The sequence below is a fragment of the Sinorhizobium sp. NFACC03 genome, assembly GCF_900103435.1.
GTDB lineage: Bacteria > Pseudomonadota > Alphaproteobacteria > Rhizobiales > Rhizobiaceae > Ensifer.
On record NZ_FMXF01000014.1, the window covers coordinates 15,881 to 37,304 of the forward strand.

A 21,424-nucleotide genomic window follows, 5' to 3' on the forward strand; every position below is an offset into this window, starting at 1 on the left:
CGTCGCTGCCGCCTCACGACAGTTGGCCGCGGAACTCCTTGCGGAACATGAACTTCAGTCCCGACCAGACGGCATCGACGGCGCAGACTTTCACGTCGACGAGGCCAAGCGGCAGGAAGATATCGCGCAGCACGTCCTCGCTCAGCGTCGTCGCCACCTTCGACGCCTTCTTCGGCCAGGAAATCCAGAGCATGCCGTCAGGCCGTAGCCGGGCCGCAACCTCCGGCGCGAGCCCGTCCAATACGGACCTCTGCGTCTCGAACACATGGACATAGTCGTAGCTGCGCCCGCCGGCCGGACCGAGCACGATTTCGCAAGTCGAGAAGCCGGAAAAGTCCGTGATTTCGCTGAGCCCGGGCGGAACGCCGAGAAGCAGCGCCGCCTGCCCGTCCTTCAAACCCAGCTTGCGGGCCAGCGGCGTGCCGGAATATCCGCTGTCATTCATCGCCATCTCCGACGCCCATGACGCTGACGATGAGCCTTGCCCGCCCAGAACGCAACTGCTAGACGGCGCCTGTCCGAGGAGAACCGACATGCCCCGCATTCAGGCCAATCTGCTGCTGTTGATATCAGGCGCGATCTGGGGCGCCGGCTTCGTTGCACAGTCGACGGCCATGGATGCGATCAGCCCGCTGTGGTTCATCACGCTCAGATTTGCGATCGCGACGCTGGTTGCCATGCCCTTGGCCATTTTGGAAACGAAGCGGGCGGCCGAACCGCTCAAGCTGACGACCGTGCGCAATTTCATCTTCATCGGCCTGGCACTCTTTGCCGGCGCAGCGACCCAGCAGTTCGGCCTGCTCGACACCAGCGTCACCAATTCCGGCTTCCTCACCGGGCTCTATGTCGTCTTCGTGCCCGTGCTGACGGTCATCTTCCTGCGCCGCAAGCCGCATTGGGTCATCTGGCCCGGTGCGCTGATGGCTCTCTTCGGCATCTTCCTTTTGAGCGGCGGCACCTTGTCGGCGCTGACCGGCGGTGACTACCTGACGATCCTGTGCGCCCTGTTCTGGGCGGTGCAAATGCTGCTCGTTGGCCTTTTCGCGCCCAGCAGCGGCCGGCCGATGTTGCTGTCGATGACGCAGTTCGCCGTCTGCGCAGTGCTCGGCTTGCTTTTCGCAGTGAAGATGGAGCCGCTGAGCTTTGCGGCTGTCGAAGGCGCTCTCTTCGAAATCCTCTATGCCGGCATCTTCTCGAGCGGCCTCGCCTTCATCCTGCAGGTGGTGGGCCAGCGCTATACCACGGCGCCGCAGGCCGCCATCTTCCTGTCGAGCGAGGCGCTCTTTGCTGCCCTCTTCGGTGTCCTGTTGCTCGGCGAGATCATCACCCCGATCGGCTATGCCGGCTGCGCGATCATCTTCGCGGCAATGCTTGCCGTCGAGATCATTCCCGAACTGACCAAAAATCGGCGCGCGGAAGCTGCGGCCTGAACTGGCCTCTGCGAGCGCAACCGACACTGCGCCATGAACTATATCAGCGACCGGTCCAAACGCCGGACTGGCGCTTTACTTGCTATTGTACCAGGCCACCAAATCGTTGCTTCGCCGCCAGGCGCGAAGCGGGGCGCACTCGACCGGTCCAATTCAATACCTGTAGGTTTTCTGCAAGAATCGTACGTAAGAAACGTACGACGCGAGAAGCATCAAACATATCAGAGAGTTGCGAATACCGGACGGCGCCGGCATTCGACTGGCCTCCTTGCGGCTGCATCGAAAAACAGCAAAAACCCACTCAATTTTGCGGCGTTCATTTTCAAAAAGCTGTGATTTCAACAGCTTGCGATATATCTTGAAGAAGGGGCAACAGCTGCGGAAATGACCGATTTTTGAGCAATGACAAGACGCAATACCACGCTCGAAAAGTTTTGCTTGCCAATTCAAAATAAACCCATCACTCTTACTCTGTTCGGGCAATCTGCGAACACGGGAAGATCTTGAAATAAAAGCGGGCCGGAGACGCAAAACTCCGGGCGGCCAGACCGGGAAGACGCATGAAAATGCAACTTCTCCAATGGCTGGCTGCGGTAACAGGACCCTTTCCTCAAACGTCGAGAACTGCCTGCCAACGCCCATTCGGGCAAAACTGCAATGCTGCCCGTCCGTCAAACGGGTGGAGAGAAAAGGACCTGACGCATGGCCGAAACTGGCACTGTAAAATTCTTCAACACCGACAAGGGCTTTGGTTTCATCAAGCCTGACAACGGTGGTGCAGATATCTTCGTACACATTTCCGCAGTCCAGGCCTCCGGCCTGAACGGTCTGACGGAAAACCAGAAGGTGAGCTTCGACACCGAACCGGATCGCCGCGGCAAAGGCCCGAAGGCGGTCAACCTGCAGATCGCCGGCTAACGCCGACGTCCGCTGACAGATTCAAAGTTGAAGCCCGGCAGGCTTGCCGGGTTTTTTTTGTTCAGGCTCGGTTCACAGTGGCGGCATTAACGTCCTCTCATGAAATCCGGATTGATCCGGTCCATGCGATAGGATTTGAAGCCCATGAACACGTTCATCAAAGCCGCCGTTCTTTCGATCGCCGCAGCCGCCATGATCGTCCCGACCTCCGGCGCCGCGCTGGCAGACCATCGCCATTACCACAACAATGACGATGCATGGGTGGCAGGCGCAGCGGGCCTTGCCGCTGGCGCGCTGATCGGCGGCGCGATCGCCTCGCAGCCACGTTACAACAGCGGCTACGGCGAACGCGTCTATATCGATCCGGAACCGGAATACGATTATTATGAGCCGCGCCCGGTCTATCGCCCCCGCCCGGTCTATCAGGCCCGTCCCGTTGTCGTCGATAACTACGGCGGCGGCAGCTATGGCGGCGGTTACCGCTCGCTCGAGCCCTGGACTCCGTCCTGGTACCGTTACTGCTCGCAGCGCTACCGTTCGTTCAATCCGGACAACGGCACCTTCCGCGGTTACGACGGCCGCAGCTACTTCTGCACCGCCGGCTGATCGGCGCAGAGCATCCGGAATCAAAAAGCCCATGCCTCGATCAAGGCATGGGCTTTTTTCGTGATTACAACGGCAAGCCGTCCTTCTTCAGAGCCCGCGCAGATAGGGATTGGTGCGGCGCTCCTCGCCGATCTGCCCGCCTGGACCGTGGCCGCAGATGAAGCCGACAGTGTCACCGAGCGGCAGGATCTTGTCGCGGATGGAATCGAGCAATTGCTGGTGATTGCCGCCCGGCAGGTCGGTGCGCCCGATCGAACCGTGGAAGAGGACGTCGCCGACATGGGCGAAATTCTGTGCCCGGTTGAAATAGACGACATGGCCGGGTGCGTGGCCGGGGCAATGCAGGACCTCGAAGACATGGTCGCCGAAGGAAACGGTATCGCCCTCTTCGAGCCAACGATCCGGAATGACGTTCTGGACCTTCATCGCCAGCCCAAAACGCTCGGCCTGGCTCTCGAGCCTTTCGAGCAGCGGCAGATCGTCCTTGTGCGGGCCGATGATTTCAAGCCCGAGCGCATCCTTCAATTCCTTGGCGCCGCCAGCGTGGTCGATATGGCCATGGGTGATCCAGATCGCCTTCAGCGTGATGCCGTTCTCGCGGACCGTCTGCAGGATGAGGTCGACATCGCCACCGGGATCGACGATCACGCCTTCCTTGGTCTCGCTGTCGAACAGCACCGTACAATTCTGCTCGAAATGGGTAACCGGAATGATGCCCGCCTGTAACATGTGCGCCTGCCTCTATGGGATCTGCTGCATGTTTCCTTGCATCGTCGCCGATTGAGGGACAACCCATGCAGCACTTCAAAGTTCTACAGCGATCTTAGCGCGCCCGGCGGGACGCGCGACGCTGTAAACTCTCCTATAGCGGCAATTGGCGCCGGTGACAGCGCCAATCAGCGCAGAACGGCGACTTGGCTAGTGGCGGAGGGCTGCGGTGCGGGCCATTGCACTGTGGTCATCAACAGCGCCGAAATTGCCAGTTCCGCGGCAACGACGATCCTGACCACCGGCTTGAGGCTGCGGGCAGTGAAATTGCTCTGATCCGGCTGAATGTCCTGCATCTTCGTCGCCTCTCCCGCTGCTTGTTTCTTCGGGCCTTGGGCCGCGGCAGCAGAGGAAGAATGTCACGGCGTCACATTTCGTGACGTTCCCGGGGGAACATCCGCGCGCGCGGAGGCGTTTCGCCCTCACCACTAAAGGAGAAAGATAATGTTGAAACTTACCCGCCCCCTGCTGCGAGCCACTGCGGCCGCGGGTTTTGTGCTGACGCTCGGCATACCTGCCGCCTTTGCCGCCATGACAGCAACGACAGTCACGGACCTCAACATCCGCACGGGTCCGGGCCCTCAGTATCCGACAGTCGGGCTTGCGGCCCGCGGTAGCACCGCGGTCATCGACGGCTGCATCGAAGGCAGCAAATGGTGCCGCATCGACATCAATGGCGTGCGCGGCTGGGTCTATGCGCAATATCTGACGACTGATTTCGGCGGTTCGGCCGTCGTGGTTCAGGAACGTCGCGCCGACCTCGCTATTCCCGCCGTCACCTATGAGGCGCAGCCGAACGATCCGGTGATCGTCAGCAGCGGCGATGAGTTGATCGGCCCGGTCGAAGAGATCGATCCGATCGTGCCGCCGGACACCGTGCGCACCTACGTCACGGCGAACCCTGGCGAGACCGTCTATCTCGACGGCGAAGTCGTGGTCGGCGCCGCGCTGCCGCAGACCGTCGCGGTCCGCCGCGTGCCTGACTATAACTACGACTATGTCAGCATCAACGGCCAGCCCGTGCTGGTCGAGCCGGCGACGCGACGCATCGTCTACGTCTATCGATAGGCATTTGTTTCTCCGGCGACCGAGCGGTCGCCGGAGCTTACGGCGCATGCACGAATCATCCGCTTCATTGTGCGAAGACTGAAACCGATCCTTCTCGACGCCGGCGCAAGCTTCTCTGTCTGGCGCCACGAAACGCCGCTTCCAGCTGAAATCAAACCATTTCAATGGGCTAGGATCCGGTCACCGGGGCGGTCATTTCATTCAAATTGACAATAATCCAGATTCGGCTTCAACCTATCGGTGCCGGATCATCGGCTTTAGTGGCCCGTCCACGACGAGCCACGACACGGAGGGATCAATGGAAGCATTAATGCCTATCATTACCCAATTGATCGCGGGGGCGGCCGGCGGCAACGCGGCCAGCGCAGTGTTGAAGCAGCAGGCATTTGGTGTCGTCGCACGGACCATCGTCGGCGCGATCGGCGGCCTGGGCGGAGGTTTCCTCATTCAGATGCTCGGCGGCGAAGCAGCCGCGACAGGCCTTGCCATGCAGGCCATCGGCGGCCTCGTCGGCGGCGGCGTGCTGAGCGGTATCGTCGGGCAATTCCTCGGCAAGACGGCCTGAACTGCGATTATCTCCGTAGTTAGACAAAAGGCGGCCAATGGCCGCCTTTTCTGCATTCGAACCGATTGCGGATGCCGTTACTCGGCGGCCGCGGCAACCGGGTAGACTTCCTTCATGTAGTCGTTCATCAGCGTTTCGCAGATCGTCGCCGGCGTGAAGCGATGGGGACCGATTTCGGAAACCGGCGTCACTTCGGCAGCGGACCCCGTGAGGAAGCACTCGCTGAAGCTGGACAGTTCCTCCGGCATGATCGCCCGCTCGACGACCTCGTAGCCGCGGCGCTTGGCAAGCTCGATGACCGTGCGGCGGGTGATGCCGTCGAGGAAGCAATCCGGTACCGGCGTGTGGATGACACCGTCCTTGACGAAGAAGATGTTGGCGCCCGTCGCTTCGGCCACCCGGCCGCGATAGTCGAGCATCATCGCATCCGCATAGCCCTTGGCTTCCGCCGCATGCTTGGAGATGGTGCAGATCATGTAGAGACCGGCCGCCTTGGACTTGGAAGGTGCCGTCTGAGGATCCGGGCGGCGATACTCGGCGATGTCGAGGCGAATGCCCTTCAGTTTCTCCGCCGGGTTGAAGTAACTGCCCCACTGCCAGATGGCGATGGCGACATTGATGCGGTTGTTCTGCGCCGAAACGCCCATGCTTTCGCTGCCACGCCAGGCGATCGGCCGCACATAGGCTTCGGAGAAGCCTTGGCGCTTCAGAAGCTCCACGCTTGCGGCGTCCAGCTCTTCCACCGAATAGGGAATCTTGAAGCCAAGAATGTCAGCCGAGTTATGAAGGCGCTGGTTGTGCTCGCTCAGCTTGAAGATACGTCCGCCATAGGCGCGCTCGCCCTCGAAGACCGCGCTGGCATAGTGCAGGCCGTGGGTCAGCACATGTACCTTGGCGTCCTTCCATGCGACGAATTCGCCGTTGAACCAGATCTCTCCGTCCAACTGATCAAAAGGAACCGCTGCCATGGTGTCATCCTCCGGCGCATATGCGCCATTCTTAGTTGATTATCGTCCTGCTTTCAGTTTATCGGCAAACTGATTGAGGGAAAATTCAATTTCGTGATTTTGGATTTGCGATCGGAACGGCGCGGCATATCCTCCTACAGCGCCGCGCGTCTTACGAGACGCGCAAAGGTCGCTGTAGCACTTTGAATTGCTGCATGTTTCTATCCTTAAATCGGCTACGATTTAAGGGAACATGCAGCGAGGTGTTGCCAACGCCAAATGTCTCGCTTACCGAGCAAGGACGCTAACGATGCGGTAAAAATATGTCAATAAAGCTGACGTATTTTTCCGAATGTTTCGCAAGTTGCAATCTGGCTGAAAGGAAATGACCGCGTGGCCGGCCAATCCAAAGAGAACACCCGGTATCTCACCGATGCCGCCGCCGATGATGACACGATCGATTTCGAGATCATCGAGTTGCTCTTCTTTGCCTATCGCGACTTCACCTCCGACCCGGATGCGATCCTCGAGAAGAGCGGCTTCGGGCGGGCGCATCACCGGGTCGTCCACTTCGTCGACCGCGAGCCCGGCATGACCGTCGCCGACCTCTTGGACACACTGAAGATCACCAAGCAGAGCCTCGCTCGCGTGCTCAAGCAACTGATCGACTCCGGCTATATCCGCCAGGAGACCGGCCCTGAAGACCGACGCCAGCGCATGCTCTATACGACAGAGGAAGGCAAGGCGCTGGCGCGTGCGCTGGCCGAGCCACAGTCCCGCCGCATAGCCGATGCATTGGCAAGAACGGGTCCGGGCGCGCGGGAGACGGTCAAACGCTTTCTCGCCGGAATGAAGAACGCCGCAGACTGACACGAGGCTCGCCGCCGGCAGACGGCTCGGGAGCCTGGAACCAGGGAAGCGTGGAATGACGACAAAAGCGACTGTCTCGGACGATGCGGCTCACCTTCTGGTCGTCGACGACGACCGGCGCATCCGCGATCTCCTCAACCGCTATCTGGTCGAGCAGGGATTTCGCGTGACGACCGCGTCCGACGCGGACGAAGCACGGCGCAAGCTGGTCGGCCTCGACTTCGATCTTCTGATCGTCGATGTGATGATGCCGGGCGAAAGCGGCATCTCGCTGACGAATAGCCTGCGCCAGATCAAGACCGTGCCGATCCTGATGCTGACGGCGCTGGCGGAATCGAACTCCCGCATCGAGGGCCTCGAGGCCGGCGCCGACGACTATCTGTCGAAGCCCTTCGAACCGCGCGAACTGGTGCTGCGCATCAACAATATCCTGCGCCGCAACCAGCCGGCCCAAGCGCCCAAGGTCGACCAGGTGATCTTCGGCCCCTACACCTTCTCGGTGGTGCGCAAGGAACTGAGGCGCGGCGCCGATCACATCCGGCTCACCGATCGCGAGCAGGAGATCATGACGCTGTTTTCGCAGCGCGCCGGCGAGACCATCCCGCGCCACGAACTGATCGGCGACGATGCAGAGGTCGGCGAGCGCACGATCGACGTGCAGATCAATCGCCTCCGGCGCAAGATCGAGGATGATCCGTCCAATCCGGTCTGGCTGCAGACGGTGCGCGGCATCGGCTACCGGTTGAGCGTGGACTGAAATGGCGGGCCTTCCGATGAGCGCGGCAAACCATGGCAAGCTTTGACGGCATAGAGCACGGGGCAACCGGATCGAGCGACAACGCCTGGAGGCGCTTTACCCGTTGGTTGCGCCGCCGCCTGCCGATGGGGCTATACGCCCGTTCGCTGCTGATCGTCATCATTCCGATGGTGCTCTTGCAGTCGGTCGTCGCCTTCATCTTCATGGAGCGCCACTGGCAGCTGGTAACGCAGCGCCTGTCAGCCGCCGTCACCAGCGATATCGCCGCAATCGTCGACCTCATCGACACCTTCCCCGCTGACCGCGACATCAGCGAGATCATCCGCATCGCGCGGGATCAGCTTGATCTCAGCATCTCCGTCGACCCGCCCGGCGAGCTGCCACCACCCAGGCCTAGTCCCTTCTTCGAAATCCTCGACCAGATCCTCGGCGAGGAGATTTCCAACCAGGTCCGCCGCCCCTTCTGGATCGATACGGTCGGCAACTCCAAGCTCGTCGAGATCCGCATCAAGCTCGATGACGGCCGCATCCTGCGGGTATATGCTCGGCGAAACCAGGCCTATGCCTCCAACACCCACATCTTCCTCGTCTGGATGGTGGCCGCATCGCTGGTGCTGCTGGCGATCGCAATCCTGTTCCTGCGCGGCCAAATCCGGCCGATCCTGGCGCTGACCAAGGCGGCCGAAAGCTTCGGCAAGGGCCAGAAGATCGACGACTTCGCGCCGCGCGGGGCCGACGAGATCCGCCGCGCCGGCCTTGCCTTCATCCTGATGCGCGAACGCATCGAGCGCCAGATCGAACAGCGCACCGCGATGCTGACCGGTGTCAGCCACGACCTCAGAACCATCCTCACCCGCTTCAAGCTGCAGCTGGCGCTCGCCGGCAACAATCCGGATCTCGAAAGCTTGAACCAGGATGTCGAGGACATGCAGAACATGCTGGAGGGCTACCTCGCCTTCGCCCGCAGCGAAGCCGAGGAAGATGTCGGCCAGCTGAAACTCAGCGACCTGATGACTCGGCTTGCGGCGGAGGCCGAACTGCTCGGGAAGACACTGACCACCTCGGTCGAGGGCGAAGATGAGGTTCGGGTCAGGCCAAACGCCTTTACCCGCCTCGTCGCCAATCTCGCTTCGAACGCCTATCGCTACGCCAACACGGTCAACATCGATGCGCGCCACAGCGCCAAATGGGTCACCATCACCGTCGACGATGACGGTCCGGGCATCCCTGAGCGATCGCGCGAGGACGTGTTCAAGCCGTTCTTCCGTCTCGACGAGGCGCGCAATCTCGACAGCTCCGGCACCGGCCTTGGCCTTGCGATCGCCCGCGACATCGCCCGCAGCCACGGCGGCAACGTCACCCTTGGCGACAGCCCGCTCGGCGGCCTGAGGGCAACAGTGCGCGTACCGGCTTGACCTTCACGTATTGACGGGCCACTGCTCGCCCGGGAATTGGGACCGAGGGAGAGAGCTGTGTCGAACGTTGTCGATTGGAACGACTGGGAACGACGGCTGGCCGAACTATGGGCTGCCTTCGACACCGTGGACGCCAAAACCTTCATCGCGCGTATCGAGGCGCTTGCAGCCGAATTGCCGGCGGGACACGCCATAGGCCTGTTCGAACAAGCGTCAGCGCAGGATTCGACCGGCCATGAGACGGAAGCCGAACCTCTCTATCGGCAGGCATTGGAAAACGGTCTCACGGGAATTCGCCGGCGCCGCGCCACCATCCAGCTCGCCAGCACGCTCCGCAATCTCGGCCGCGCTGGCGAAGGCGTCGCCCTGCTCACCGCGGAGCAGACCAAGCCGTCAGACGAGCTCGACGATGCGGTCGCCGCATTCCTGGCCCTGTGTCTGGTCGACGTGGGGCATGCGAAAGAAGCAGCAGCGCTTGCGCTTGGCAGCCTCTCGCGCCACCTCCCCCGCTACAACCGGTCGCTCAAACGCTACGCTGACGCGTTGCTGGCAGACGCGTAAGCGCTAGCGCTGATAGATCGACGTCAGGCCACGGCGTTCGTTGAAGCGATGCCAGGCGTCGATGCGCCGCGGATGGCGGGCGCGCATGACATCGAGCGGCGCGAGCAGTCGGCCCTTACGACCGAGGGCTTTGTCGAGGATCTCGATGATCCGCCGGTTCGGCCAGGGCTTGCGCGTGATCGTCAGTAGCGCCCGGAAGGCTTCATCCTCGCGGCCCGCGCCAAGTTGATGGGCAATCAGCCCATAGGCAAAAGCCGTGGAGCGGCTGACGCCGGCGTGGCAATGCACGAGAATGCGGCTCGAAGCATCCTCCGCCGCCGGCCGCATCGCCTCGAACACCTCGAGGACCAGATCCGGGAAATGCTGCGTGGCGGTCGGGTTTTCCTGGTCGCGCATGCGCACCACCCGGTGGCTGGCATCGGCAATAACGGGCACGTTGGCGTCAGGCAGTTCCGGATCGAGCAGAGACAGCACATGGCTTGCGCGCCAATCGCGCGCGGCATCGGCGGCGCGCCACAGGCAGGAGACCTTGACGCGTTCGGGGATCACTTCGAAGGCGATGGTCATTGGGATCACATCAATTTTTTGCCGTTGGGAACTGGCCGCTCGGTGGCAGCCAGCACGATCGCGCCGGCCTCGTCTGTAAAACCCAGCGTCAGCACTTCGGAGCGAACGGGCCCGATCTGGCGCGGTGGAAAATTGACCACGCCCAACACCTGCCGCCCGACGAGATCTTCCGGACGATAATGCACCGTGATTTGCGCCGATGACTTTTTAATGCCGATCTCTGGCCCGAAATCGATTTTCAGCTTGAAGGCCGGCTTGCGCGCTTCCGGAAAGGGTTCGGCTTCGACGATCGTGCCCACGCGAATGTCGACACGCTCGAAATCAGCAAATTCAATCGTTTCAGTCACGGCAATTCCCTTTGTGAAAAGTACTCAGTCGCCGGGCTTAAAGCATCGGGCGAGATTCCGGAAGCGCACCGGTATCGGCAGGCTCCCCGTGAAATCTTGCCTCTTCCCAGGGGCGGCGCGCGAACTGCTCGGCAAGGAAATCGACGAAGACGCGCACACGCGGCGGCAGGAAACGCCGGTGCGGATAAACCACGGTGATCGGTTCCGCCTCGGCATAATTACAATCGGTCAGAAGCGGCACCAGCAAGCCCGCCCGGATATCTCCACCGACAAGAATTTCGGAGAGCCGCACGATCCCGATGCCGGCGAGCGCGAGGTGCCTCAGCGCTTCCGTGCTGTTGGCTTCGACGGAACCACGAACACGGATCGCATGCCGGCCGTTGCCATCCTGGAACTCCCAGACGTTGAGGCGGCCATGGGCGGTAATGGCAAGGCAGACGTGCCGTTGCAGGTCATCAGGCGTCTTGGGAACGCCGTGCCTTTCGAGATATCCCGGCGCCGCACAAATGACACGACGGTTCGATGCCAGGCGCCGCGTCACCAGCGTACTGTCGCTTTGCGCCGCAACCCGTATGGCGACATCCGCGTCACCGTTCATGAGATCGACGATCGCGTCGCTGAAATCGAGCTCCAGATCGATCGCCGGGAACCGCTCGATGAAGGCCGGCAGCATGGGCACGATCAGGCGATGACCGAAGGCGCTCGGCAGGCTGACCCGCAGGCGGCCGCGCGGCTCAGCGCCCGGCTGGATCGCAAACTCAGCATCCTCGATATCGCCGAGGATGCGACGGGCCGACTCCGCATAGGCGCTGCCTTCGCTGGTGAGGCTGATGCTGCGCGTCGATCGCTGCAGCAGCCGCACGCCGAGGCGCGCCTCCAGTCGGCCGATGATCTTGCTGACGGCCGATGGTGTCATGCGCAGCCGCCGCGCCGCCGCCGAGAAATCCCCCTCCTCGACGACGGCGAGAAACACCGCCATGGCTTCCTGCCGGTCCATTTGCATCTATTCCATTTCGTCACAGATGAACGGAACTTAACATGGATTATCGCGGCCGGCGATAGGCTGTAGTTTGGACCTGGAACTCAGACAGCGGAGCCCGAGGGGTGACGGAAATGGATGAGCAGCGGAAGAATATGCCGGCGAGCTACCAGCTACATTCCTGGGCGCGACGTCAGCGCGACGCCGCGATCCGCGACATGTGTCGCCGGGCAATAGGCGCGATCTGGAGGTGCCTGTTCGACCGGCATAAAGGTCCTGGACAAGGCGCAGGCGCCTCCCCCACGCGCGTCGTCGTAGAGCGAACCTCACGCCGGCGCCGTTACGGCACCGGAGTTTCGTGAGCTCAGCCCGCCAGCTCTTCCGCGCGCTTGCGCGCGGCGGCGATCGCCTTGTCGAAAAGCGGCTGCATACCGTCGTCCGCCATCAGCACGGAGAGTGCTGCCGCTGTCGTACCGCCGGGCGAGGTCACGTTCTGGCGCAGCCGCGCCGCCTCGTCGGCGGACTGATGCAACAATTCGCCAGCGCCCGCGACGGTTTCCCGCGCGAGCCGCATGGCGAGGTCCGCCTCGAGGCCGGCCTTGCGGCCCGCCTCCGCCATGCACTCGACGAGGTAGAAGACATAGGCCGGACCGCTGCCCGAAACCGCGGTTACCGCATCGATTTCGGCTTCGGTCCGGACCCATTCGACGGGCCCGCTGACCTTCAGCAGATCGTGAACCTGGCTGCGCTGCGCTTCGCTGACGCGCGCATTGGCAAAGGCACCGGTAACGCCGCGGCCGATCATCGCCGGCGTGTTCGGCATGGCGCGAACCGTGGCGGCAGCAGCAAGGTGGGTTTCGATGAAGGCGAGCGTCTTGCCGGCGGCAACCGAGACAATGACGGTATCCGCACCGACGAGCGGCTTCAACGGCGGCAGCACGGCGTCCATCACCTGCGGCTTGACCGCGAGGAAGATCACGCCCGCCTGAACACCGGATGGCGCCTGGGCCGCATATGTCACGCCGTTGTCGGCAATGAGTTTGGCCATGGCCGGTGGCGGGCCGGGATCGACGACGAGCACGTTGGCACCCCTAACGCCGCTCTTCAGCCAGCCGGAAAGCATGGCGCCGCCCATATTGCCGGCGCCGACGAGGACGATGGGACCGGAAGCGGCATTCGCCATGATCAAGCCTCTCCAACCGTTTCGAACAGGACCGCATCGACGGCGCGCTGCGCGTCCATGCCGGACCAAACGACGAATTGAAACGCCTGATAATAGGATTCGCAAGCGTCGAGTGCGCTCGAAAGCAGAACTTCGACCTGCTGATTGGTCGGCTCGGCGCCGCCGGCGAGCAGCAGCGACTGGCGGAAGATCACCACTTCCTCCTGGCGCCACAGGTCGAAGTGGCCCATCAGCACCTGCCCGTTGATATGGGAGAGCAGGCGGATGACTTCGTTGACCCGGCTTTCCGGCACCTTGATGTCGAAGGCGCAGGCAAGGTGCAGAGCCTCGAACTCCTCCATCCAGGAGAAGGAAACGTGGTAGTCTGCCCACTTGCCTTCGACCGTCATGGCGATTTCGTCTTCGCCGGATCGCTCGAACGACCAGTCGTTATTTGCGGCCACGAACTCGATCATATCGACCGGGTTGGATTGGCGCTCGACTTCCATTTCCAAAAGGCTCATGCATCACCCTGTATAGGTGTGGCGCAGACGTGCATCATCACGCTCACAAGACGCAACGCTGCAAACCCAACACCGATTACAAACACACTATGATTGCTGAACTCACATCCATCCTGGCTGACTTACCCTGCCCGGAGCTTGCGTGGTTCGTTTCGAATCATCATTTAAAATCAGTGTATAATGGCGGAGTCAGGCTGCCAGCCCCCGGGCCGAAAAATAGCCGGGATGAATCGCGTCCACGTTGTCATTTGGATGAAGCGCGAGAGCTTAACTGACTCTGCCATAAGGGTTTTTTGGCAGTGTCCACAGGTGGAAAACTTTTCAGGTTTTATTAACCAGCCTTAACGCCGTTTCAATCGATCCAGGATTAACGACAGCAAAACGCCCGCGAAACCAGTTCGCGGGCGAAGTAAAAACGCCAAAATACCGTTATTTCGGCGGAATCGCGTTACTTGCCGGCCTCGGCGAGACGCGCTTCCAAAGCCTCAATGCGGGCGAGCAGCGCATCGTTTTCCTCGCGCGCCTTGATCGCCATTTCCTTGACCATCTCGAACTCCTCGCGCTTGACCACGTCGAGCGAGTTCAGTGCGCGTTCGGCCTGTGCGCGGAAGGCGGTCTCGACCTCGCGGCGCACGCCCTGGGCGGCACCTGCGGCATCGGTCATGATCTTGGCAAAGTCATCCAGAATGCGGTTAGCGCCTGTGCTCATCGTCGCGATCTCCATTTCAGCCATCGCCTCGCATTGCGATGCGGTCATGAATTTCAGGTAGGGTCAGCGGCGAGCGGATGCAAGGAAAATCACGTGCCAAATCACGCCGCTGTGTCCGAAGCGCCCCCATCGGCGCCTTGACCCGGCGGAAATCGCTCGCCATGTTCCGCCGAAACGACCGGCCCCTGCACGAGAAATAGGCACGAGAACATATCTTGGAAACTCTAGCGACCCGTCTCGCCATCCTTCCCTTCCCCGAAATCGACCCCGTCATCTTCCAGATCGGGCCTCTCGCCGTCCACTGGTACGGGCTCGCCTATGTCGCGGGCATCCTGATCGGCTGGTTCTATGCGCGCCGCCTGGCGATGAACAACGCGCTCTGGCGCAACGAGACGCCGGCGGTCACGCTGCAGCAACTCGACGACTTCCTGCTCTGGGCCGCCGGCGGTATCGTGCTCGGCGGCCGCATCGGCTACATCCTCTTCTACGACCTCGGCTCCGTTCTCGCCAATCCGATCCGCGCCATTGAGATCTGGAACGGCGGTATGTCGTTCCATGGCGGCTTTCTCGGCACGACGCTCGCCATGATCATCTTCGCGCGGCGCAACGGCATCGTTCTCTGGAGCCTGTTCGACATCGTCGCGGCCGTCGTCCCGATCGGCCTGTTTTTCGGCCGCATTGCCAATTTCATCAATGGCGAACTCTGGGGCCGTCTCTCTTCGATGCCCTGGGCAATCGTCTTCCCGACCGGCGGGCCCTTTGCCCGTCACCCGAGCCAGCTTTATGAAGCAGCCCTCGAGGGCCTCGTGCTGCTCGGCGTGCTTTCCTGGTTCATCTACCGTCGCCAGGCGTTGAAATCCCCGGGCCTCGTCACCGGCATCTTCGTGCTTGGCTATGCCTTGAGCCGCATTTTCGTCGAATTCTTCCGCGAACCGGACGCGCAGATCGGCTATCTTGTCGGTGGCTGGCTGACGATGGGCATGGTGCTTTCGCTGCCGATGGCGCTCGCCGGCATCTGGGCGATAACCCGGGCGCGGCGCGCAGCCGCCTGAGAGCGGATAAGGCAAGGGCGTGCGGCTTCCGGCCGCCTCCCGCTAACTGGACGAAGGCATGACGACACCACTTGCGGACAAGATCAAGGCGCTGATCAAGGCTCACGGGCCGATCAGCGTCACCGATTACTTCTCGCTTTGCCTCGCGGATCCTGAACACGGCTACTACCGGGTTCATGAACCCTTCGGCAAAGAGGGCGATTTCACCACGGCGCCGGAGATCAGCCAGCTCTTCGGAGAGATGATCGGCGTCTTTCTCGTCCACGCCTGGCAGCAACACGGCAAGCCCGAAGGCGCGGTGATCGCCGAGATCGGCCCCGGCCGCGGCACGATGATGGCCGACATGCTGCGTGTGGTGCGTCGCCTCGCACCCGAGCTCTATGCCTCCGCCAGCATGCATCTCGTCGAGACCAGCGAGCGCCTGCGCAAGATTCAGTCCGAAACCCTGGTCGCCCATGGCAACAAGGTCGAGTGGCATGCAAGCTTCGAGACTTTGCCCGATGGCTTCCTGCTGCTTGCCGCCAACGAGCTGTTCGATGCCATTCCGATCCGGCAATTCGTGCGCACCGCGCAAGGGTTCCGCGAGCGCATGGTCGGGCTTGATGCCGATGACCAACTGACCTTTGCTGCCGGCGTCGCCGGCATCGATCCGGGCCTCTTGCCGACGCCGGCGCAGGGTTTGGCCGAAGGCACGATCTTCGAGATCGCCCCTGCCCGCGATGCTGTCATGTCCGCCCTTTGCGAGCGGCTGAAGATCAGCGGCGGCACCGCCGTGATCATCGATTACGGCCATCTTGCCACCGGCTATGGCGATACGCTGCAGGCCGTTCGCGATCACGAATATGATCCGCCACTCGCCAATCCGGGCCGGGCCGATCTCACCAGCCATGTCGATTTCGAGCAGCTCGCCCGCCGCGCCAAGACCGACGACGTGCAGATCAACGGCCTTGCGCACCAGGGCGATTTCCTGGTCGGTCTCGGTCTGCTGGACCGCGCCGCGGCACTCGGTCGCGACAAGGATGCGCTCACCCAAGAGGGCATTCGCCAGGACGTGGAAAGGCTCGCCGGCGCCGGTGTCGGAAAAATGGGGGAATTGTTCAAGGTTCTCGCCGTGAGCAGCCCTCCGGTGCCGCTGTCGCCCTTCCGCAAGCCGAAGCCCTGAGCGCACAGCCTACAGCGCCGCGCGTCTTATCGGACGCGCAAAGGTCGCTGTGGCACTTTGAGTTGTTGCATGTTTTTATCCTTAAATCGGCTAGGATTTAAGGAAATATGCAGTAGCGCACGGTTCAGCCGTAAAGATAGTTCGGGAGCCAGAGAGTTATCCCGGGCCAGAGATACATGATGACCATGCAGAGCACGACGATCAGCATATAGGGCATCATGCCGGCGAAGATCTGGTTGATCGTCACATGCGGCGGCGCGACACCCTTCAGATAAAAAGCTGACATCGCGACTGGGGGCGACAGAAATGCCGCCTGCAGGTTGACGAAGACGAGAACGCCCCAAATCACCGGATCGATGTCGAAGTGCTTTAGCAGCGGCAGAAAAATCGGCACAAAGATGATGATGATCTCGGTCCACTCGAGCGGCCAGCCGAGCAGGAAGATGATCGCCTGCGAAAGAATCATGAATTGTACCGGCGTCAGATCGAGCGATAGCACCCATTGCTCGATCAGCGCCTGGCCGCCAAGTATGGCGAAGACGGCAGAAAACAAGGCCGAGCCCACGAAGAGCCAGCACACCATGGCCGTTGTCTTCGCCGTCAGGAATACCGCTTCCTTTGTGCGCTTCCAGTTGAGCGTCCGGGCCTGGAATGCGAGCAGGAAAGCCCCCGCCGCGCCGACGGCCGCAGACTCGGTCGCCGTGGTGATCCCGAAGAGGATTACGCCGAGCACGACTATGGTGAGGATGGCGAGCGGCATGACGGAGGAGATCAAAAGCTTCACCACCTGCAGCCGCTCCGCACTCATATTGCGGTAGTAGCGGACGAGCACCACCGCAGCGATCGTGGCAATCAACCAGAAGGACACGTAGAAGCTTGTCGCCGGCCCGTTGATCGCGGTCGGCGCGGCATCCGCCGCCGGTGCCCCGAGCTGTTCCAGCCCTTCCGGCGCCTCCGCCTCCGCCGATGCCTGCGGATGGATGACGACATACCACCATACGAGCGCCATCGTAAAAGCCGTCAGTGCTAGCGGGACCAAGGCAGCGCAGAAATTCTTGACGAGAGCCCAATAGGTGAGAGACCCCTCCTCGGTTTCGAGAGCCAGCGCCCTTGCCGGTGAGACTAGTGCGCGAGAGAGCCCGGCCAGCATGTTGTGCGAGTACGACGCTTGCAGGCCCCGCATCCACGCGCTGACGGGCACCTTGGTCTGCTCCGCAGGCAGCGGCGGAGCGATCTTGGGGCTGATGAGCGCCCAGCCGAGAATATAGGCGAGGTAGAGCAGCGCGAGGAAAAACCCGGGGAACATGGCAGCGGCGTAGAGCTTGACAACGGATTGTCCCGCGACTGCGGCATAGACGATGATCATCACCGAGGGCGGGATCAGAATGCCGAGGGTACCGCCCGCCGTGATCACACCCGAGGCAAGCTTCACGTCATAGCCGGCGCGTAACATCGGATTGAACGCAATCACGCCCATCAGCACGACCACCGCACCGACGAGGCCGCTGGCGATGCCCCAGAAGGTACAGACGATGAGGGTAGCGACGGCGAGCGACGCAGGCACCCGCTTGAATGCGAGCTGAATGCTGTAGAACATTTTGTCGACCAGCGCACCCCGCTCCATCACGTAGCCCATGAGCACGAACAACGGGATCGAGATGAGAACGTCATTGGTCATCGCCCCATAGGTACGCTGCACCATCAGGTCGAAGACGCGATTGTCGATCCAGTGCTCGGCCGGATTGTAGAAGGCGTAGAAGCCGAAGAGCATGCCAAGCCCCATCAGGGTAAACGCCGTCGGAAACCCCATCATGATGACCACCACGATGAGCATCAGCATCGTCAGTCCGAGGAGTGGATCGCTCACGTCTCGCCGTCTCCCCCCATTCCCCGTTGCCGCGCCGCCCTGTCGATCGCCTGCGCACGCTCGATCGCAGCCTCGCGCGTTTCCGCGTCGACATGCTCGCTGTGCTCGAGTTGCTCGGCGACGACGTCGAGCTCCTCCACATCCTTGAGCCGACTTGGCCATTCGCCGGTCCGCAGGCAAACGATGCAGCGCGTGATCTCGGCCAGCCCCTGAAGCAGGACGAAGCCGCCAGCGACCGGAATGACGGTTTTGAAATAGTAGATAGGCGGCCCCTCCGCCGTCACGGTCGAATGCTCGCCGATCCGCCAGGAAAGTGCTGCATAATCGTAGCCGGCGTAAACGAGCGCGGCGACGCCGGGCAGGAAGAAGAGGACGTAGAGGACCAGATCGAGGGCGGCTTGCGTGCGCGGCCTCATGGAGCTGTAGAGGAAGTCGCCGCGTACATGAGCATTCTGCGCCAAGGCGTATGCCCCCGCGAGCATGAACAGCGAGCCATAGAACATGTTGCTGGCATCGAATATCCAGGCCGTCGGCATGTTCAGGATGTAGCGTTTGACGACCTCTATGCAGACCATCGTCATCAGCCCGATAATCAGCCAGGCTGCGGCTTTGCCGATCCACACGCTGGTCGCATCGACCCTAAGCAGAAAATGCTGAACGTTCACGCATGCCCCCCGCTGCAAGAGGGGCGCTACAGCGGCGCGCCTTTCAAGAACGCACAGAGTTCGCTGTAACGCTTTGATTTATCGAATAGTGATCCTTCGACTGTCTCCGATGTGCGAAATGAGATGAGCCGGTCTTCCGCCTGAATCCCGTCTGATTGACGCGAAGCGGCCGTGCCTCAGAGATCCTTCGCCACGCCTTCCTGTCCGAAGTAGTGGTCGAATGCCAGCCGCCGACTGACGACGGTGTCCTGTTCCCAGCGCGTGGCCCGCTCGGCAAAAACGAGCTGGGACTGGAGCACTTCCTTGAACAGCGGGTTTTCCGCTGCCTTCTTCTTTACCACCTCGTCGTAGACCTCCAGTTGCTTCTTGAGAATTGCCTCCGGGGTCTTGTAGAACTTGACCTTGTCGACGGTCTGCATCTCCCGGTAGTCCGTGGAATAGCGATCGATCGCCTTCCAGGCCATATCCTGAGATGCCGCCTCGACGGCGTTGGTGATGATCGCCTTCATCTGATCAGGTAGGCCGTCGTACTTCGGCTTGTTGAACATCACTTCGAACTGCTCGCCATTCTGGTGGTAGCTCTGCAGCATGCAAATCTTCGATACATCCGGGAAACCGAGCACCCGGTCGGACGAGGCGTTGTTGAACTCGGCCGCGTCGATCAGGCCTCGATCGAGCGCCGCAACGATTTCGCCGGCCGGCAGCGCGTTGACCGCCGCGCCGAGGCCGGTGAAGACATCGATCGAGATGCCCACGGTACGGAACTTCAGGCCCTGAAGATCCTCGGGCTTTGCGACTGGCTTCTTGAACCAGCCAAGCGGCTGGGTCGGCATCGGCCCATAGGGGAACGAGACCACGTTGGCGCCAATGGATTCATACAGTTTTGCGAGTAGTTCCTTGCCGCCGCCGTATTTGTGCCAGGCGAGCAGCATGTTGGCATCCATGGCGAAACCCGGGCCAGAGCCCCATAGCGCGAGCGCCGCCTGCTTGCCGTAATGGTAGACGAGGACGCCGTGACCGCCGTCCAACGTTCCTTGCGATACGGCGTCGAGCAGGCCGAAGGCCGGCACCACGGCACCAGCGGGCAGCACTTCTATCTTCAAATCGCCACCGGTCATATCATTGACCTTCTTGGCGAAGTCGAGCGCGAATTCGTGAAAGATATCCTTGGATGGCCAGGTGCTTTGCCAGCGCATGCTGATCGGCCCCTGCGCCTTGACAACGCTAGGCGCGGCGACCGTTGCGACCCCCGCTATTGCCGCACCGCCCAGGAATTTGCGACGCGAAATCCGTCCCTCGATATGGGTTCTTCGCTTCATATGCTCCTCCCGAAAGCACAAGCATTTCTTGCTATATTAGATAATACTCTTATGCAGAGCCCCACGCAAAGATTGCACGCAGCGTCGCTCAAAAGCCTGCAGGTAAGGCGCCATCCCGACCTCTTGTTTTTCCGCGGGCCTCGTGCAGATGCGGGCGTCGAAGGAAGGCGTTTTCGTCAGCGCGTAGCGGCGGTGGCCGAGCGATGACTGCCCCTCGAAATCACAGGCCGCTGGCTCCCCCTATCGTTCGGGAATTGACAGCCCAGCCATCGCGGGTCAACATCGCGCCGGCAAATCAGCCGCCAGTCGCCGGGCCGGAGCGCGCCCCCAAACCCATTGAATTTATTCATAAAGCAAAGGCAAATATACCGATGCAGCATGACGCCGCGCTTTCTCCCGTGCAGAGCTCGCTTTTCGGCGAGAAGGCCGGGCCGGCAATCGCCCACGGTTATTTCACCCGCCAGGGCGGCGTTTCCGAAGGGCTCTATCGCGGCCTCAATGTCGGCCTCGGTTCGAAGGACGAAAGAGCCCATATCAACGAGAACCGCACCCGCGTCGCGGGCTGGTTCGGCGCGCCGCTGGAACGGCTGGCAACGGTTCATCAGGTCCATTCGCCCAACGCCATCGTGGTCGACGAAAGCTATGACGGTAGCCGCCCCGAGGCTGATGCGCTGGTGACGGCGACGCCCGGTATCGTGCTCGGCGTGCTCTCGGCCGATTGCGGCCCGATCCTCTTTGCCGACGCAGAAACCAAAATCATCGGCGCCGCCCATGCCGGCTGGAAGGGCGCGCTTGGCGGCGTGCTCGAGAGCACCATCGACGCGATGGTCTCGCTCGGCGCCCGGCGCGAGCGCATCGTCGCCTGCCTCGGCCCATCGATCAGCCATCGCAACTACGAAGTCGGTGCCGAATTCGTCGAGCGCTTCGTCTCGGCGAACGACAGCTACGCAACCTATTTCAGGCCGTCAGACCGCGACGGCCACGCTATGTTCGACCTGCCGGGTCTCACGATCCAGCGGTTGACCGAAGCAGGCGTAACAGCCGAAAATCTCGATATTTGTACCTATGCCGACGAGGAGCGCTTCTTCTCCTACCGTCGGACGACACACAGGCAGGAACCGGACTACGGCCGACAGATTTCCGCCATTTGCATACGGGGGACCTGA

General features: G+C 61.6%; 25 protein-coding genes. 12 read left to right on the forward strand and 13 right to left on the reverse strand.

Translation table 11 applies throughout. The features are described from left to right. Positions 1 to 13: 13 nt before the first annotated feature. Positions 14 to 445: a hypothetical protein gene (locus tag BLU35_RS18130; protein ID WP_093233962.1), complete on the reverse strand. Its 432-nt coding sequence runs from the start codon at positions 443 to 445 to the stop codon at positions 14 to 16. 88 nt (positions 446 to 533) lie between these two features. Here BLU35_RS18130 and BLU35_RS18135 point away from each other — a divergent pair, with 88 nt between their 5' ends. The 3 genes from BLU35_RS18135 (at position 534) to BLU35_RS18145 (ending at position 2,954) form a co-directional block, all read left to right on the forward strand. Beyond that, the gene (locus tag BLU35_RS18135; protein ID WP_093233963.1) at positions 534 to 1,430 is read left to right on the forward strand and encodes a DMT family transporter; all 897 of its coding nucleotides are present in this window, start codon (positions 534 to 536) and stop codon (positions 1,428 to 1,430) included. 702 nt (positions 1,431 to 2,132) lie between these two features. Then, positions 2,133 to 2,348: a cold-shock protein gene (locus tag BLU35_RS18140; RefSeq protein ID WP_057253168.1), complete on the forward strand. Its 216-nt coding sequence runs from the start codon at positions 2,133 to 2,135 to the stop codon at positions 2,346 to 2,348. A 144-nt stretch (positions 2,349 to 2,492) separates the two neighbouring features. Next, the gene (locus tag BLU35_RS18145) at positions 2,493 to 2,954 is read left to right on the forward strand and encodes a BA14K family protein (protein WP_093233964.1); all 462 of its coding nucleotides are present in this window, start codon (positions 2,493 to 2,495) and stop codon (positions 2,952 to 2,954) included. A gap of 87 nt (positions 2,955 to 3,041) precedes the next feature. Here BLU35_RS18145 and BLU35_RS18150 read toward each other — a convergent pair whose 3' ends face one another. After that, on the reverse strand, positions 3,042 to 3,683 hold the full coding sequence (locus BLU35_RS18150; RefSeq protein WP_057253164.1) for an MBL fold metallo-hydrolase: 642 nt from the start codon (positions 3,681 to 3,683) through the stop codon (positions 3,042 to 3,044). 167 nt (positions 3,684 to 3,850) lie between these two features. Then, positions 3,851 to 4,018 (reverse strand): hypothetical protein, encoded by a 168-nt coding sequence (locus BLU35_RS35670; RefSeq protein WP_176907303.1) that lies wholly within the window; start codon positions 4,016 to 4,018, stop codon positions 3,851 to 3,853. Positions 4,019 to 4,166: 148 nt separating this feature from the next. Between BLU35_RS35670 and BLU35_RS18155 the strand changes: the two genes are divergently transcribed. Together BLU35_RS18155 and BLU35_RS18160 are read left to right on the forward strand one after the other, a co-directional pair. Then, positions 4,167 to 4,790: a DUF1236 domain-containing protein gene (locus BLU35_RS18155; protein ID WP_093233965.1), complete on the forward strand. Its 624-nt coding sequence runs from the start codon at positions 4,167 to 4,169 to the stop codon at positions 4,788 to 4,790. A gap of 298 nt (positions 4,791 to 5,088) precedes the next feature. After that, entirely contained in the window at positions 5,089 to 5,355 is a 267-nt protein-coding gene (locus tag BLU35_RS18160; protein ID WP_034788698.1) for a hypothetical protein, read from the forward strand. Positions 5,356 to 5,432: 77 nt separating this feature from the next. Here the strand turns inward: BLU35_RS18160 and BLU35_RS18165 are convergent, their stop codons facing one another. Then, on the reverse strand, positions 5,433 to 6,323 hold the full coding sequence (locus BLU35_RS18165) for a branched-chain amino acid aminotransferase (protein WP_057253160.1): 891 nt from the start codon (positions 6,321 to 6,323) through the stop codon (positions 5,433 to 5,435). Between the two features lie 372 nt (positions 6,324 to 6,695). Between BLU35_RS18165 and BLU35_RS18170 the strand changes: the two genes are divergently transcribed. Genes BLU35_RS18170 through BLU35_RS18185 form a run of 4 tightly spaced genes read left to right on the forward strand, consistent with a single transcriptional unit; the run spans position 6,696 to position 9,905 of the window. Beyond that, entirely contained in the window at positions 6,696 to 7,172 is a 477-nt protein-coding gene (locus BLU35_RS18170; RefSeq protein ID WP_057253158.1) for a MarR family winged helix-turn-helix transcriptional regulator, read from the forward strand. Positions 7,173 to 7,227: 55 nt separating this feature from the next. Further along, the gene (locus BLU35_RS18175) at positions 7,228 to 7,929 is read left to right on the forward strand and encodes a response regulator (protein ID WP_057253157.1); all 702 of its coding nucleotides are present in this window, start codon (positions 7,228 to 7,230) and stop codon (positions 7,927 to 7,929) included. Between the two features lie 32 nt (positions 7,930 to 7,961). Next, complete coding sequence (locus BLU35_RS18180) at positions 7,962 to 9,344, forward strand: ATP-binding protein (protein ID WP_057253155.1); 1,383 nt, start codon at positions 7,962 to 7,964, stop codon at positions 9,342 to 9,344. A gap of 57 nt (positions 9,345 to 9,401) precedes the next feature. Beyond that, entirely contained in the window at positions 9,402 to 9,905 is a 504-nt protein-coding gene (locus BLU35_RS18185; RefSeq protein WP_093233966.1) for a tetratricopeptide repeat protein, read from the forward strand. A 3-nt stretch (positions 9,906 to 9,908) separates the two neighbouring features. Here the strand turns inward: BLU35_RS18185 and BLU35_RS18190 are convergent, their stop codons facing one another. The 6 genes from BLU35_RS18190 to BLU35_RS18215 form a co-directional block, all read right to left on the reverse strand. Continuing rightward, the gene (locus BLU35_RS18190) at positions 9,909 to 10,472 is read right to left on the reverse strand and encodes a protein-tyrosine phosphatase family protein (protein WP_057253152.1); all 564 of its coding nucleotides are present in this window, start codon (positions 10,470 to 10,472) and stop codon (positions 9,909 to 9,911) included. Between the two features lie 5 nt (positions 10,473 to 10,477). Next, entirely contained in the window at positions 10,478 to 10,819 is a 342-nt protein-coding gene (locus tag BLU35_RS18195) for a tRNA-binding protein (RefSeq protein ID WP_093233967.1), read from the reverse strand. A gap of 37 nt (positions 10,820 to 10,856) precedes the next feature. After that, the gene (locus BLU35_RS18200; protein ID WP_082616010.1) at positions 10,857 to 11,816 is read right to left on the reverse strand and encodes a LysR family transcriptional regulator; all 960 of its coding nucleotides are present in this window, start codon (positions 11,814 to 11,816) and stop codon (positions 10,857 to 10,859) included. Positions 11,817 to 12,162: 346 nt separating this feature from the next. Further along, positions 12,163 to 12,981: a pyrroline-5-carboxylate reductase gene (gene proC, locus BLU35_RS18205; RefSeq protein ID WP_093233968.1), complete on the reverse strand. Its 819-nt coding sequence runs from the start codon at positions 12,979 to 12,981 to the stop codon at positions 12,163 to 12,165. A 2-nt stretch (positions 12,982 to 12,983) separates the two neighbouring features. After that, positions 12,984 to 13,484: a type III secretion system chaperone family protein gene (locus BLU35_RS18210; RefSeq protein ID WP_043618087.1), complete on the reverse strand. Its 501-nt coding sequence runs from the start codon at positions 13,482 to 13,484 to the stop codon at positions 12,984 to 12,986. Between the two features lie 448 nt (positions 13,485 to 13,932). Beyond that, entirely contained in the window at positions 13,933 to 14,193 is a 261-nt protein-coding gene (locus BLU35_RS18215) for an accessory factor UbiK family protein (RefSeq protein ID WP_057254338.1), read from the reverse strand. 215 nt (positions 14,194 to 14,408) lie between these two features. Here BLU35_RS18215 and lgt point away from each other — a divergent pair, with 215 nt between their 5' ends. Both lgt and BLU35_RS18225 read left to right on the forward strand, forming a co-directional pair. Next, positions 14,409 to 15,245 (forward strand): prolipoprotein diacylglyceryl transferase, encoded by an 837-nt coding sequence (gene lgt / locus BLU35_RS18220; protein WP_057253148.1) that lies wholly within the window; start codon positions 14,409 to 14,411, stop codon positions 15,243 to 15,245. Between the two features lie 58 nt (positions 15,246 to 15,303). Then, positions 15,304 to 16,407, forward strand: a complete 1,104-nt coding sequence (locus tag BLU35_RS18225; protein ID WP_093233969.1) for a class I SAM-dependent methyltransferase — start codon at positions 15,304 to 15,306, stop codon at positions 16,405 to 16,407. 124 nt (positions 16,408 to 16,531) lie between these two features. Here BLU35_RS18225 and BLU35_RS18235 read toward each other — a convergent pair whose 3' ends face one another. The 3 genes from BLU35_RS18235 to BLU35_RS18245 form a co-directional block, all read right to left on the reverse strand. After that, positions 16,532 to 18,274 (reverse strand): TRAP transporter large permease, encoded by a 1,743-nt coding sequence (locus BLU35_RS18235; protein ID WP_057253144.1) that lies wholly within the window; start codon positions 18,272 to 18,274, stop codon positions 16,532 to 16,534. Then, a complete protein-coding gene (locus BLU35_RS18240) occupies positions 18,271 to 18,939 on the reverse strand; it encodes a TRAP transporter small permease subunit (protein ID WP_093233970.1) in 669 nt (222 codons plus the stop codon). The genes BLU35_RS18235 and BLU35_RS18240 overlap by 4 nt, the downstream gene beginning before the upstream one ends. Positions 18,940 to 19,115: 176 nt before the next feature. Then, positions 19,116 to 20,258: a TRAP transporter substrate-binding protein gene (locus BLU35_RS18245; RefSeq protein ID WP_093233971.1), complete on the reverse strand. Its 1,143-nt coding sequence runs from the start codon at positions 20,256 to 20,258 to the stop codon at positions 19,116 to 19,118. Between the two features lie 371 nt (positions 20,259 to 20,629). On the opposite strand from BLU35_RS18245, the gene pgeF reads away from it, so the two are divergent. Next, positions 20,630 to 21,424 (forward strand): peptidoglycan editing factor PgeF, encoded by a 795-nt coding sequence (gene pgeF / locus BLU35_RS18250; RefSeq protein ID WP_093233972.1) that lies wholly within the window; start codon positions 20,630 to 20,632, stop codon positions 21,422 to 21,424.